The following is a 12,056-nucleotide window of genomic DNA, read 5'->3' as shown; positions in this document are numbered from 1 at the left end:
AGCGGGTAAAACTCGTGTTTTGCTAAGCGTTTGCCGCCGTCTTTTTGCTGTCGGCCCCATGACCGCGGCGCAAGCCTTCCTCCCTTACGGACCGCCGCATGCCCATGATTCCGCAAGCCCGCAAACAGCCCAGCCAAGCTCGCTCCCGCCATGTGGTGGCCGCCATTCTGGAGGCGGCGGCTCGCATTCTGGAGCGCGACGGCTACGCCGGGCTGAGCACCAACAAGGCGGCGGAGCTGGCCGGCGTCGGCATCGGCTCCTTGTACCAGTACTTCCCCAATAAGCAGGCGCTGGTGGCGGCCTTGCACCGCCGCCACGGCGAGGAAACCCTGGCCACGGTGCGGGAGGCCTTGCGGCTGAGCGCCGGCCTGCCGTGGCCGGCGCAGCTGGAGAGCCTGGTGTCCGCCTGCCTGCGTCTACATCTGGCCGCGCCCGGGCTGCATCGGGTATTGGAACGGGAGTGGCCGCAGTTCGACCCGCCGCCGGCGGACAATCCCTTGGACGCGGCGCTGCTGGACTGCGTGGTCGAGTGGCTGGCCGCTCGCGGCCTGCCCGCCGAGCGCGCGCCGCGCCTGCTGCGGATGGCGGACAGCCTGATACACGGCCTGGCGCTGGAAGACGCGCCGGACGAGGCGGAACTGACGCGCTGCGTCGCGGCGGCCTTGGCCGCCTATCTGACCTTGCCGCGGCAAGACCCCGAGATTTCCCCTTAAGAGAAGGAGTTGACCATGCAATGGATTGATGTGCGCAGCGATACCGTGACCCAGCCGACGCCGGCGATGCGCGAGGCGATGTTCAACGCCGAGGTGGGCGACGACGTCTACGGCGACGATCCCACGGTGCAAGCGCTGGAACAGCTGGCCGCGGAGAAGCTGGGCAAGGAGGCGGCGCTGTTCGTGCCCACCGGCAATTTCGGCAACCAACTGGCCATCTTCACCCACTGCCAGCGCGGCGACGAGGTGATTCTGGAAGAGAGCTGCCACATCGTCTGGCACGAAACCGGCGGCGCGGCGGTGATAGGCGGCGTGCAACTGCGCGCCGTCGCCGGCGTGGACGGGGTGATGGCGCCGGAGGCGATAGAGCAGCGCATCCGCGTCGGCGAGGACATCCACTGGCCGCGCACCGGCTTGATCTGTCTGGAGAACGCGCACTGCAACGGCCGCGTGATTCCCTTGGCGGCGATGGCGGCCAGCGCCGAAGTGGCGCGCCGCCACCAGGTGCCGGTGCACCTGGACGGCGCGCGCATCTTCAACGCCGCCGCCCATCTGGGCTGCGAGGCGCGCGAGATCGCCCAATACGCCGACACGGTGATGTTCTGTCTGTCCAAGGGCCTGGCCGCGCCGGTGGGCTCCATTCTGGCCGGCAGCGCCGATTTCATCGCCCGCGCGCGCCGCAACCGCAAGCTGCTGGGCGGCGGCATGCGCCAGGCCGGGGTGATCGCCGCGCCCGGCATCGTGGCGCTGAACGAGATGGTGGACCGACTCAAGGACGACCACGCCAACGCCCGCTACCTGGCCGAGCGGCTGGCGGCGCTGCCCTGCGTCGAGGTGAGGCTGGAGGACGTGCACATCAATATGGTGTGGTTCCGTTTCACCGCCGACATCGACGTGGCCGAACTGATGGCCGCGCTGCGCCAGGCCGGGGTCAAGGCCAATCCGCCCGAAGGCGGCCTGATGCGCATCGTCACCCATTGGCAGGTGAGACGCGAGGACCTGGACCGGCTGGTGGAGACGCTGCAACGGGTGCTGTCCGACTGAACCGAGGCCCGGCGGCTATAAATAAGCAGCTGCGGCGTGGAAAAGGGGGGGCGGAATGAAACAATGGCTGGGCGCCTGCTGCGCCGCGCTGGCCTGCGGCGGGGCCCCGGCGGGGGCTCTGGACGAAGTGCGCTTGTTCAGCAGCGGCGATCCGCCCTATGTGGAACTGGGGCCGGACGGCCGGATCAGCGGCGGGCTGGCGGTGGCGCCGGTTCTGGCGATCCTGGGCAAGCTCGGCCTGCCGCCGTCGCGGATTGAAACGGTGCCGTGGGCGCGCGCCTACGAGGAGGCCAAGACCCGGCCGGGCGCGGCGATTTTTCCCATCGCCAAGACCCGGGAGCGGCTCAAATATCTGGACTTCGCCGTCAAGCTGCTGGATTCCGACGTGTATTTTTATCAGCTGGCGTCGCGACGCGACATCCAGGCGCCGACGCTGGCGGCGGCCAAGCGCTACTCGGTGTGCGTGGTGCTGGGGGATTACCGGCAGGAGTACTTGAAGGAAGAAGGTTTTCCAAGACTGGACCCGACCTCGGACTCCAGCATCAACGTCAAAAAGCTGGTGTCCGGCCGCTGCGATCTGCTGCCCGCCACCGAGATAGGCATGCGCAGCAAGCTCAAGTCCCTGGGGCTGGACGCGTCGCTGGTGCGACGCGGCATGAAGCTGGCGCAGCTGGACAGCGCGCTGTACGCCGCCTTCAACCGCGGCACCGCGCCGGCGGTGATCGCCCGTTTCAAGGCCGCCGCGCGGAGCGCGGATTAGGCCTTGGCAGGCGGCAGCGGCAAGGCCGCCAAGGCCAGCGCGGCGTCTACGGCATGGCGCTGGGCTTGCGGCGCCAGCGTTTGCTCCCGGCCGTTGCCGCGCAGGATGGAGAGGCCTTCGATCAAGGCGACGATGAGCGCCGCGCGCTCCCTGACGACACTGTCGGGCGCGTCCGTCTGAGCCTCGCGGCGCAGCAGCGCGCAAACCCGGTCGGTATAGCCGGCGTAGAAGGTCTTGAGCGCCGCATCGGCGGCCCCGTTGCGGCTGGACAGCGCCCACAGCTCCCAGAGCAAGGCGCAGCCGCCGTGTTGAAGCTGGGTCGCCAGCACAAAGTCCAGCGCGCCGGCCAGGCTGGCGGGCGCGTTCAGCATCAGTTCATCCCAGTCTTCCAGGTAGCGAACCATGACGCCTTCCATTACCGCGTCGATATTCTTGAAGTAGTACTGGACATGGCTGATGCCCACCCCGGCCTCCGCCGCGATGGCGCGCATGCGGAAGCCCTGCCCGCCGTCGCGGGTCAGCACCCGCATCGCCGCGCGCAGAATCGCTTCCCGTCTTTCCTCTCCTTTGGCCGACATCTTTCCTCCTTCGTGATCGTCCGGCATCGTTGATGCGCCAGTTTAATTGTTCAAACGACCAAGTTCATGTTTTAATATTGGTCAATTGACCAAAACCGAGGTGGGGCATGACTTCTTCCCGCGTTGTTCTTGTCGGCGGCAGCGGCGTGGTGGGCGCGCAAGTGGCGTCCTTGCTGGCGCGGCGCAGGCCGGATCTCAAGCTCGTCATCGCCGGCCGTCGTCTAGACGCGGCTCGGGCGGTGGCGCAGCGATATGGCGCCGAGGCGATGGCGATGGACGTGGACGCGCCGGCGCTGCCGGACGCTCTCAAGGGCGCGCTCATCGTGGGCTTGGTCAACGATGCGCATGACCGGCTGTTGCGCCTGGCCCTGGCCCAAGGTCACGCCTACCTTGACGTGACCCGCTGGACGGAGCGGCTGAAGCAGGCCTTGCTGACGACGGCCGCTTACGGGCCTCCCCGCGCGCCGGTGGTCTTGTCATCGGCCTGGATGGCCGGCGTGGCCAGCCTTGTGGCGCGAGACGCGGCGAGGGCCGTCGCCGAGGTCGAGCGCGTCGGCATCGACATCCTGTTCGCGATGGCGGATCAGGCGGGGCCGAATTCGACCGCATACATGGACCGCCTATCCGAACCGTTCCACACCATGGAAGGGGGGAAGTGGGTCAAGCGCGGCGGTTTTCTCGATGGCCGCGTCGCGGACTTCGGCGCCGCCGGCCGTCACAGGGTTTACCGTTTCGATACCCCGGATCAAGCGAATCTGCCCGCCATCGTCGGCGCCGCGCAGGTGGATGCGCGCATCGGCTTCGACGACGGCAAAGCCACCGCCTTGCTGCATGTGCTGGTGCGCAGCGGCGTATGGCGGCTGCTGTCGCGGCCGATGTTCAACAGCGCGCGGCAGGCGCTGCTCTACAACCCCGGGCCCGGCGCGGCTCACCGCATCCGCATTGCCGTCGAGGGCAAGGACGCCGCCGGCAGGCCGTGCGGAAAAACCGTGCAACTGGCGGACCCTTTGGGACAAGCGCATCTGACGGCCTTGGGCGCTGTTTTGCAGATCGAGCATCTATTGGGGGCGGACGCGCCGCCCGCCGGCGTCTATCTGGGGGAAGCGTTGCTGGACCCCGAGCACGCCTGCCGCCAGCTGCGGGAGGAGGGAGTGGAGATCAGCGCGGTCTGAACTTCGGGCGCAGCGGGCATGGCGCATTTGGCGTTGGCGGCGCGGGGTGCTAACCTCGCGGCCATTGATCCGCAATTGTGATGACGCCGATGTCCGACTATAACGCCCTCGATCCCCACGCCTGGCTGGAAAACCTGGACGATCCCGCCGCCGCCGAATGGGTGGCTGAGCAGAACGCGCGCGCCCAGGCGCGGCTGGACGCCGACCCGCGTTTCGCCGGCCTCCGCGACGAAATCCTCGCCCACCTGCGCGATACCCGCCAGATCCCGTTCTGCGCCGAGCATGAGGGCTGGCTGTACAACTTCCACCAGGACGAAGCCCATCCGCGCGGCATTTACCGCCGCAGCACGCTGGCGGCCTACCGCGCCGCCGAGCAGGACTGGCAGACCGTGCTGGACATCGACGCGCTGGCCGACGAGGCCGGCGAGGACTGGTATCTGGACGGGGTGTCCCACTGCACGCTGGCGCCGCTGCAAGCCATGGTGCACCTGACCGCGGGCGGCGGCGACGCCGGCATCGCGCGCGAATACGATCTGGCCGCCGGCGCGTGGCGGCCGGACGGTTTCAGTTTTCCGGAAGGCAAGAGCCATGTGGCCTGGCGCGATCCGGACAGCGCCTGGGCCTGCCCCGGCTGGCCGGGCGCGCCGCTGACCCGTTCCGGCTATCCGCGCGAAGTGTGGCTGGTGGAGCGCGGCGAGGAAGGGCGGCATGCCTGGAGCCAGGTGTTCTCCGCCGGCGAAGACGCGATGATGGTGGCCGCCTGGCGTTTCCTCGACGCCGACGGCGCGACGCTGGACCTGATCGAGTGCTCGGACAGCTTCTACAGCAAGACCTACCATCTGATCGACGAAGCGCTGGAAACCCACGCGCTGCCCTTGCCGCCCAAGGCGGAGCTGGAGGCCTATCTGCACGGCGATCTGATCGTCAAGCTGGCCGAGGACTGGGACGCCGCCGGGACCCGCTATCCGGCCGGCGCCTTGCTGGCGGTGGCGCTGGAGCCGCTGCGGCAGGGGCGGATCGTCGCGCAACGGCTGGTGGCGCCGCAGCCGCGGCTGGCGGTGGAGTCGGTGGAGACCACCCGCGCCAGCGTGGTGGTCAATCTGCTGGACCAGGTCAAGAGCCGGCTGCTGGCCTTCGACAAGATCGACGGCGTCTGGCGCGAGCGCGCGCTGCCCACGCCCAGCGGCGGGGTGATCGAGTTCGCCGACCAGCCCTGGGACAGCGATATCCTGTGCTACAGCTTCAGCGATTTCCTGACCCCCACCGGCCTGTACCGGCTGGACGTGGCCAGCGGCCAGCAGGAATGCCTGCGTCGTCAGCCGGAGGCTTTCGATCCAGCCGACTTCGTCGCCGAGCAATGGCAGGCACGCGCGCCGGACGGCGAAAGCATTCCCTATTTCGTGGTGCGCCGCCGCGACGCGCCGCTGGACGGCGCCACGCCCACCTTGCTGTACGGCTACGGCGGCTTCGAAGTGCCGATGATGCCTTACTACGTGGAGAACTTCGGCCCGCACTGGCTGCAACGCGGCGGCGCTTTCGCGCTGGCCTGCATCCGCGGCGGCGGCGAGTTCGGCCCCGGCTGGCACCAGGCGGCGCAGGGCGTGAACCGCCAAGTGGGCTTCGACGACTTCATCGCGGTGGCGGAAGACATGGTGGCGCGCGGCCTGACCGCGCCGGCCAAGCTGGGCATAGAGGGCGGCAGTAACGGCGGCCTGCTGGTGGGTGCCTGCATGACGCAGCGGCCGGAATTATTCGGCGCGGTGGTGTGCGAAGTGCCGCTGCTGGACATGCTGCGCTACACCGAGCTGCTGGCCGGCGCCAGCTGGATAGACGAATACGGCGATCCGGAGGATCCGGCGCAGCGGCCGGCGCTGGAGGCGTATTCGCCCTACCACCGGCTACGCGGCGATCTGGCCTATCCGCTGGCCCTGTTCACCACCAGCGCCAAGGACGACCGCGTGCATCCGGCGCATGCGCGCAAGATGGTGGCGCGGATGCGGGAGCTGGGCCACGACGCGCTGCTGCTGGAAACCGAGGCCGGCGGCCATAGCGGCAACGCCGGCCAGGAGCAGACCGCGCAGGAGTTGGCGCGGGTGCTGGTCTATCTGTATCAGCGGCTGATGGATTGAGCGGGGGCGGACGCTGCGGCGAGCGCCGGCAATTCCTCCAGGAAGGCCGCGCGCGAGCGCACGCCGGCGGTGCCCGGCTCTTTCTTGTCGTCCTGGATCAGGCGCACGAAGACCAGCGAGCGTTCGCCCTTATTGGCCCAGCCCACGTACCAGCCGTACGGGTGTTCCTCGTCGAACTGGCCGTCCGCCTTGCGCGGATAAGCCATGCCGGTCTTGCCGTGCGCCTGCCAGCCGTCCGCCGCCGCGCTGGTTTCCACGATCTTCATCGTCAGTTCCTGCGCGTGTTTGGACACCGGCAGTTCAAGATTGACCAGCTTGCGCAGGAAGGCCAGTTGCTCCAGCGGCGACACCTGCAGCGAGGAGGCGATCCAGGCGCGTTCCAGTCCATTGTGCTTGCCCGGGTCGCCGCTAAAGTCGGCGTTGCCGTAGCCGAAGGCGTCGGCGTAGCGTCCTAGCTTCTCCTCGCCCAGCGACTGGGCGATCTGCTGCGAATACCACACCACCGAATACTTCAGCCAGCGCACCGGATCGGTGGGCTGTTTCCAGTTGTCGCCGCCCCAGTCCACATAGCCGTCCCGGTAGGGCAAGGCCGGCTGGTGTTCGCTCTTGAGGAAGCCGGAATCGAAGCCCATCACGCTGAGCGGAATCTTGAACGTGGAGGCCGGGGTGTAGCGTTGTTCGCAGCTGCCTTGTCGCAGCAGGATGTCGCCGCTCTTGGCGTCGGCCAGCAGCGTGCATAGCGTGGCGGCGTGGACGGGCAGACTGAATAGGCCGGCGCAGAGCAGCGCGGCGCCGGCGAGGCGTGGTGTGTTCATGATGTTTCCCTTGATGGATTCAGCGCGGCATCCCTTGGACCGCGCGGTCTGAAGTCAGATGGGGCGCCGGATTCCAAAGTTCCACGCGCGGGCCGCTCAGGAGGCCGCTTGCCGCTTCAGCCAATCGCTGGGCGGCAGCCCCAGCCTCTGGGCAAACACCCGGCTGAGCGCGGCGGGGCTGGCGTAGCCCACTTGCGCGGCGATGCGTTTGATCGGCTGGCCCTGGCGCAGCTGATGACGGACGACGGCCAGCCGCCAGTCGGTCAGATAATCCAGCGGGGCGAGGCCGACTTGTTGCCGGAAGCGGGCGGCGAAACGCGCGCGCGACATGCCGGCCTGCTCCGCCAGCAGTTCCACGGTCCAACCGCGCTCCGGCCGCGCGTGGATGGCGTTGACGGCGCGCGCCAATTTGGGGTCGGACATGGCGGCGAAGATGCCGCTGTGGATCTGGCCGCCGTCTATCACCACGCGTATCGCCTGGATCAGGAAATACTCCATCAAACGATCCAGCGCCGCCTGGCGGGCGAAGCGTTCGGAGAAGGCCTCGTCGAACAGCAGCCGCAGCGTGGGCAGCAGGCTGGGCGTATCGTCCAGATACAGCACCAGGCATTCCGGCAGCGCCAGCGCCAGCGGCCCGCCGGTCTGGAAGCCCAGGTCCAGCTTGGCGCAGACCAAGTCGGCGCCGCGTTCGCCCTCCGGCAGCAGGATGTGGGCGCTGGGGCGGGGAAACAGCAAGGCGCAGGGGCGGTCGGTGTCCAGCACCAGGACGTCGCGCAAGGTGCAGCGCAGGCGGCCGCCCTTGAGCAGATGCAGATGACCGGCCATTGCGCCAGGGTCGAAGTCCGCCAGATGACATAAATTGCCATGATGGAATACGCGCGCGGAGAAGGCGCTTTGCTGCAGCAAGGGCGTCAACAGGTCCATTTCGATACGATCTGCAAAGTTTTCGAGACGATAGGCTTCTGATTGTATTGCAAGATGACTTCTGTGCAGTCCCCATCGTCGTTCAACTCGAGAGTCAGGAGCCCATCATGCCCCGCATCCCCACCGTAGACCGCCATCAAGCCAGCCCGGAACTGAGCGCCACCCTGGACGCCGTCAAGGCCAAGCTGGGCAAGGTGCCCAATCTGTTCGCCACCTTCGCCCAGTCTCCGGCGGTGTTGAACGCTTATCTGGGCTTCTCCGAAGCCCTGGCCAAGGGCAAGCTCAGCGCGCGCCAGCGCGAAGTGATCGCCTTGGCGGCCGCTCAGGCCAACGCCTGCCAGTACTGCCTGTCCGCCCATACCCTGATGAGCAAGGGCGCGGGCCTGAGCGAGGCCGACATCCAGGCGGCGCGGGCCGGTCAGGCCGCCGACGCGCAGACCGCCGCGATCGCCAGGCTGACCGGGCAAATCGTCAGCCAGCGCGGCGTGTTGTCCGATCAGGACCTGGCCGCGGCGCGCGCCGCCGGCGTCGACGACGGCCTGCTGGTGGAGGTGATCGCCGCGGTGGCGCTGAACACGCTGACCAATTACGCCAATCTGATCGCCGGCACCGAGATCGATTTCCCGGTGGTGGACTTGTAGGCGGCGCTTGCCGTTGATTGAGCGCGGCCGAGGCTTGACCGGCGTACTGGGGTATGCCGGCGGCCTCGGCCGTTTTCGTGCGGGTTTTGTCCTGCTCAGCAATGCAGCCGGGCGTGGCGCTGACGCAGCGCCTGCGGCGCGAAGGTCGACGCCGCCGGTTCCGGCGCGCGGCAGCACTGTTCGGCGCAATCGCTGATGCGCTCCAACTGCCACTGCAGCGCGGCGGCGTCGCAATCGGCCAGCGGCTGACGGTTCCACAGCACCCAGTCCTGGCTGTGCTCGGATTGGCCGATCACCGGTTTGAGCGGATCGTCGCTGAACAGATTCTGCCGCAGCGGCGGCGCGTCCGTTTGCGCCTGTTGCGGCGACAGGCAGCAGAACATCAGCAACTGGCGCGCCGGCTGTTCGCTCAGGTGCACCGCGTGTTCGCCCACTTGCAAGGTGAACAGACTGTCGTCCATCCGTTCCGGCGGCTGCAGGGACAGAGACTGGCAAAGCTGGGCGACGGCGTGTTGGAAAGGCGTGGACATGGTTTTTCTTTTTTGGATGAGGGAAGGGAAGCCGGCCGCGCGCGGCGGCCGGCGGCATGGTGCTTACTGTCCGGCGTTCAGCTTGGCGCGCAACTCCTGCATCAGCGCGGCTTGCGGGCCCGCCGGGGCGGATGGCTCATCCAGCCAGCCTTGCAGCAGCGCTCCGCCAATCGCGGGCATGGTCTTGGCCAGTTGGAGCTCGGTCATCTGCCACAGCGGCGCGGAAACCTCGATGGAGGTTTTGCTGAACGCGCTGCCGGTGCCGGCGTCGGCATGGCGATGGCTCAAGGCCAGGGTGCGCATCGCCGCGCTTCCGCACTGCTTGAGCGGCCCTTCCGGCAATTGCGACAACATCTCGCGGTGCAGGCGGGTGACGTCTGCGCCGCTGGCGTGCAGCGCGTGCAGGTCTTGATCGCTGGGCAGCGGCAATTGTTTCAGGGTGTCCTTGATGAGCGCGGCAATCTCGATGTGGCTGAGCGAGTCCGGCGCCATCTCTCCATTCGCCATCTGTTGTTTCACGTTCTGCAATTTCTCGTGCGATGCCGGCACGCGGAAGGCGCCGTCCATATTGCGCTTATCCGCCAGGCTGGCCTGGAACGTGTCGCACAGGCGGCAGAAATTGGCGGCGAACGACGCGGTGAGAGGAGACACGGGCGCTTGCTGCGCGCTGGCCGCGGCCGGCTTGGCCTGGCCTGTCAGCTTGCGCACCCAGTCCGGGATCGCGCCGAAGAAGCGGGCGACCCGGCCGCTCAGCGGCTGGAAGAAGCGGCGCACGTCGGACAGACATTCGCTCAAGACCGCATGGGCTTTGCCGCGGCTTTCGGCGCTGTCGTCTATGCGCACCGGCTTGCCCTTGAGGCTGCCGGTCTGGGCGACGGGGGTCTCCGGGGCCTGGGCAGGGGCGTACGAGGGGCTGGCGTTGGGCCGGACGGAGGGAAAGCCGAGAGGCAATAGCATAGTGGCGCTCCAGTGGCGTTGAAATGGGCGCTATTACACCGCGCCGTTGCGACAGCGGCTTTCAGGAAGCGCTCAGAACCTGTTTACGATCTGCTGCGCGTCGGCGGGATGGATAGAAATGGGCGTTGAAACCAAGCTCAAAATGCTCATGCACCACGTGTTCTCAGCCGCAACGCCTTGTCTCGCTCTAGCTCGCGAGACTTTAGAACAGACTCTCAGCCTGGTGGTTGGCCCGGCGCTTCCGCCGGCGGTTCGCCTATCAGGTAACGCGGTCCGTCGCCCAGGCTGGCCGCGCAGTCGCCGGGGTTGTACAGCGCGCACTGGCTCAGCGACAGGCAGCCGCAGCCTATGCAGTTGCCCAGCCGGTCTCGCAGCCGGGTCAGCTCGTCTATGCGCTGCTGCAAACGCGGCAGCCAGTCCGCGGACAAGGCCTCCCAGTCGCGCGGGGTCGGCGTGCGCTGGCTGGGCAGCGCGGCCAGCGAACCGCGGATGTCGTCCAGGCGGATGCCGACGATCTGGGCCGCGCGGATGAAGGCGACGCGGCGCAGCGCGTCGCGCGGGTAGCGGCGTTGGCCGCCGGCGGAGCGGGCGCTGTGCAGCAGGCCCTGGGTTTCGTAGTAGCGCAGCGCGCTGGCGGCGACGCCGGAACGGCTCGCCAGCTCGCCTATGCTGAGCCAGGGAGAGGGTTTGGCCATGGGGGCGACGGGCATGCGCGGACTCGCTTGACTTAAAGTTGACTTTAACTTTTATCGTAAGCGCATGGATTTTTCAAGGAGGACGCCATGAACGCGCCAAGCCGTCACACTGAACTGCATGCCTTGTTGGACGCTAACCATGAGTTTTCGCTGATGCACAGCGACACCACCAACCATTGCCCGATGGCGCTGACCGCGCTGGCGGAAATGGGAGCGGAGCCGCATCAGCTGCGGGCATTCTTCGACTTCTGGGAGAGCGAGCGCGCCGAGCCGGCGGAGCCGGTAGAATACGATATCGGCTGGGGCCGCTGGGACGCGGCCTTGGGGCGGCTGGACGCCTTCCCGGCGCTGCTCCGGGTGATGGAGGAGCGGGTGGCGGCGCGCGGGGTGGAGGACACCGCGCGGCAAGTGTTGGCCAGCCTGCCGTTCTCGCCGGGCGGGGGCGCCTTCCATCCGCTGATCCGCCTGGCCTTCGCCCTGCGCGCCGGCCACGCCGGCGAAGCGGCGGCAGGGCTGGCCTATTATCTGAGCGGCTATCTGCGCCTGCCCGCCGGCCTGGACGCGCAAGCGCCGGCGGCTTCGGCGGAGGACGGGCTGGCGCGGCTGTCGCGGGCGCTGGCTGGCTGGAACAGCCCGGATTACTGGATACACGATCGCTTCGACGCGGTGTTGGCCGATCCGCGCTTCGCCGCCGCCTTGCCCAGTGCGCCGCAAACGCCGGACTGGCTGGACGCGCTGGCGCGGGCGGCGCTGCGGGTGTACTGGCAGACTGACAATTTCACCGCGCTGCACATGGTGACGGCGACGCTGGCGCTGCGCGACGTGCTGGAGCATCTGCCCGGCTTGCCGGCGGAGGATTGGTACCCGGCTTTGTGGCAGACCTTCTGCGTCGCCTATGTGTCCATCGGCGCGCCGGCGCTGGAGGCGGAGGAACTGCCGGACGCGCAGCCGGCCTGGCCCTTATTGCTGCAACGTGTGCTGAACGTGCGCAACGAGCATGTGATCAAGCTGGTGTACGCCTGCCATCGCGAGTTCCAGCGCAGCGGCGATGTCTTCTACCACGCGGCGGCGGCGCGGGCCTTGTGGGACGCGGTGTGA

The 12,056-nt window shown here is 68.0% G+C and carries 13 protein-coding genes; 7 read left to right on the top strand and 6 right to left on the bottom strand.

The window, feature by feature from the left end:
• Positions 1 to 98 precede the first annotated feature (98 nt).
• The 3 genes from ACODRW_RS06525 to ACODRW_RS06515 are packed head-to-tail and all read left to right on the top strand — an operon-like array spanning position 99 to position 2,517.
• Entirely contained in the window at positions 99 to 713 is a 615-nt protein-coding gene (locus ACODRW_RS06525) for a TetR/AcrR family transcriptional regulator (RefSeq protein WP_488905398.1), read from the top strand.
• A 15-nt stretch (positions 714 to 728) separates the two neighbouring features.
• Positions 729 to 1,757 (top strand): low-specificity L-threonine aldolase, encoded by a 1,029-nt coding sequence (gene ltaE / locus ACODRW_RS06520; protein WP_107800859.1) that lies wholly within the window; start codon positions 729 to 731, stop codon positions 1,755 to 1,757.
• A gap of 55 nt (positions 1,758 to 1,812) precedes the next feature.
• Complete coding sequence (locus ACODRW_RS06515; protein WP_488905397.1) at positions 1,813 to 2,517, top strand: substrate-binding periplasmic protein; 705 nt, start codon at positions 1,813 to 1,815, stop codon at positions 2,515 to 2,517.
• On the opposite strand, the gene ACODRW_RS06510 is transcribed toward ACODRW_RS06515, so the two are convergent.
• On the bottom strand, positions 2,514 to 3,095 hold the full coding sequence (locus tag ACODRW_RS06510) for a TetR/AcrR family transcriptional regulator (RefSeq protein WP_488905396.1): 582 nt from the start codon (positions 3,093 to 3,095) through the stop codon (positions 2,514 to 2,516). The two genes, ACODRW_RS06515 and ACODRW_RS06510, sit on opposite strands and share 4 nt — an antisense overlap.
• Before the next feature lie 107 nt (positions 3,096 to 3,202).
• Here ACODRW_RS06510 and ACODRW_RS06505 point away from each other — a divergent pair, with 107 nt between their 5' ends.
• Together ACODRW_RS06505 and ACODRW_RS06500 are read left to right on the top strand one after the other, a co-directional pair.
• Positions 3,203 to 4,267 carry a saccharopine dehydrogenase NADP-binding domain-containing protein gene (locus ACODRW_RS06505; protein ID WP_253315167.1) on the top strand — a complete coding sequence of 355 codons (1,065 nt, stop codon included), beginning with the start codon at positions 3,203 to 3,205 and terminating at the stop codon, positions 4,265 to 4,267.
• Between the two features lie 89 nt (positions 4,268 to 4,356).
• Positions 4,357 to 6,396: a prolyl oligopeptidase family serine peptidase gene (locus tag ACODRW_RS06500; RefSeq protein ID WP_253315166.1), complete on the top strand. Its 2,040-nt coding sequence runs from the start codon at positions 4,357 to 4,359 to the stop codon at positions 6,394 to 6,396.
• On the opposite strand, the gene blaOXA is transcribed toward ACODRW_RS06500, so the two are convergent.
• Positions 6,378 to 7,211 carry a class D beta-lactamase gene (gene blaOXA / locus ACODRW_RS06495; protein WP_253315165.1) on the bottom strand — a complete coding sequence of 278 codons (834 nt, stop codon included), beginning with the start codon at positions 7,209 to 7,211 and terminating at the stop codon, positions 6,378 to 6,380. The two genes, ACODRW_RS06500 and blaOXA, sit on opposite strands and share 19 nt — an antisense overlap.
• Positions 7,212 to 7,307: 96 nt before the next feature.
• Positions 7,308 to 8,135: a helix-turn-helix domain-containing protein gene (locus ACODRW_RS06490; protein WP_235085996.1), complete on the bottom strand. Its 828-nt coding sequence runs from the start codon at positions 8,133 to 8,135 to the stop codon at positions 7,308 to 7,310.
• A 107-nt stretch (positions 8,136 to 8,242) separates the two neighbouring features.
• On the opposite strand from ACODRW_RS06490, the gene ACODRW_RS06485 reads away from it, so the two are divergent.
• A complete protein-coding gene (locus ACODRW_RS06485; RefSeq protein ID WP_253315164.1) occupies positions 8,243 to 8,776 on the top strand; it encodes a carboxymuconolactone decarboxylase family protein in 534 nt (177 codons plus the stop codon).
• Positions 8,777 to 8,871: 95 nt separating this feature from the next.
• Here the strand turns inward: ACODRW_RS06485 and ACODRW_RS06480 are convergent, their stop codons facing one another.
• The 3 genes from ACODRW_RS06480 to soxR all read right to left on the bottom strand — a co-directional run bounded on the left by ACODRW_RS06480 (position 8,872) and on the right by soxR (position 10,973).
• The gene (locus tag ACODRW_RS06480) at positions 8,872 to 9,306 is read right to left on the bottom strand and encodes a CesT family type III secretion system chaperone (RefSeq protein ID WP_488905395.1); all 435 of its coding nucleotides are present in this window, start codon (positions 9,304 to 9,306) and stop codon (positions 8,872 to 8,874) included.
• 63 nt (positions 9,307 to 9,369) lie between these two features.
• Complete coding sequence (locus ACODRW_RS06475) at positions 9,370 to 10,263, bottom strand: hypothetical protein (protein WP_488905394.1); 894 nt, start codon at positions 10,261 to 10,263, stop codon at positions 9,370 to 9,372.
• Between the two features lie 215 nt (positions 10,264 to 10,478).
• A complete protein-coding gene (gene soxR, locus ACODRW_RS06470) occupies positions 10,479 to 10,973 on the bottom strand; it encodes a redox-sensitive transcriptional activator SoxR (RefSeq protein WP_488905393.1) in 495 nt (164 codons plus the stop codon).
• A gap of 72 nt (positions 10,974 to 11,045) precedes the next feature.
• On the opposite strand from soxR, the gene ACODRW_RS06465 reads away from it, so the two are divergent.
• Positions 11,046 to 12,056: a questin oxidase family protein gene (locus ACODRW_RS06465; RefSeq protein WP_235086005.1), complete on the top strand. Its 1,011-nt coding sequence runs from the start codon at positions 11,046 to 11,048 to the stop codon at positions 12,054 to 12,056.

It is taken from the genome of Chromobacterium sp. FG89 (assembly GCF_057808735.1).
This window is presented reverse-complemented; position numbering and strand designations above follow the sequence as displayed.

What these genes read in the sequence shown, in the direction of transcription:
- ACODRW_RS06525 (WP_488905398.1), top strand. Translation starts at nt 99, where the DNA reads ATGCCCATGATTCCGCAAGCCCGCAAACAGCCCAGCCAAGCTCGCTCC.
- ltaE (WP_107800859.1), top strand. Translation starts at nt 729, where the DNA reads ATGCAATGGATTGATGTGCGCAGCGATACCGTGACCCAGCCGACGCCG.
- ACODRW_RS06515 (WP_488905397.1), top strand. Translation starts at nt 1,813, where the DNA reads ATGAAACAATGGCTGGGCGCCTGCTGCGCCGCGCTGGCCTGCGGCGGG.
- ACODRW_RS06510 (WP_488905396.1), bottom strand. Translation starts at nt 3,095, where the DNA reads ATGTCGGCCAAAGGAGAGGAAAGACGGGAAGCGATTCTGCGCGCGGCG.
- ACODRW_RS06505 (WP_253315167.1), top strand. Translation starts at nt 3,203, where the DNA reads ATGACTTCTTCCCGCGTTGTTCTTGTCGGCGGCAGCGGCGTGGTGGGC.
- ACODRW_RS06500 (WP_253315166.1), top strand. Translation starts at nt 4,357, where the DNA reads ATGTCCGACTATAACGCCCTCGATCCCCACGCCTGGCTGGAAAACCTG.
- blaOXA (WP_253315165.1), bottom strand. Translation starts at nt 7,211, where the DNA reads ATGAACACACCACGCCTCGCCGGCGCCGCGCTGCTCTGCGCCGGCCTA.
- ACODRW_RS06490 (WP_235085996.1), bottom strand. Translation starts at nt 8,135, where the DNA reads ATGGACCTGTTGACGCCCTTGCTGCAGCAAAGCGCCTTCTCCGCGCGC.
- ACODRW_RS06485 (WP_253315164.1), top strand. Translation starts at nt 8,243, where the DNA reads ATGCCCCGCATCCCCACCGTAGACCGCCATCAAGCCAGCCCGGAACTG.
- ACODRW_RS06480 (WP_488905395.1), bottom strand. Translation starts at nt 9,306, where the DNA reads ATGTCCACGCCTTTCCAACACGCCGTCGCCCAGCTTTGCCAGTCTCTG.
- ACODRW_RS06475 (WP_488905394.1), bottom strand. Translation starts at nt 10,263, where the DNA reads ATGCTATTGCCTCTCGGCTTTCCCTCCGTCCGGCCCAACGCCAGCCCC.
- soxR (WP_488905393.1), bottom strand. Translation starts at nt 10,973, where the DNA reads ATGCCCGTCGCCCCCATGGCCAAACCCTCTCCCTGGCTCAGCATAGGC.
- ACODRW_RS06465 (WP_235086005.1), top strand. Translation starts at nt 11,046, where the DNA reads ATGAACGCGCCAAGCCGTCACACTGAACTGCATGCCTTGTTGGACGCT.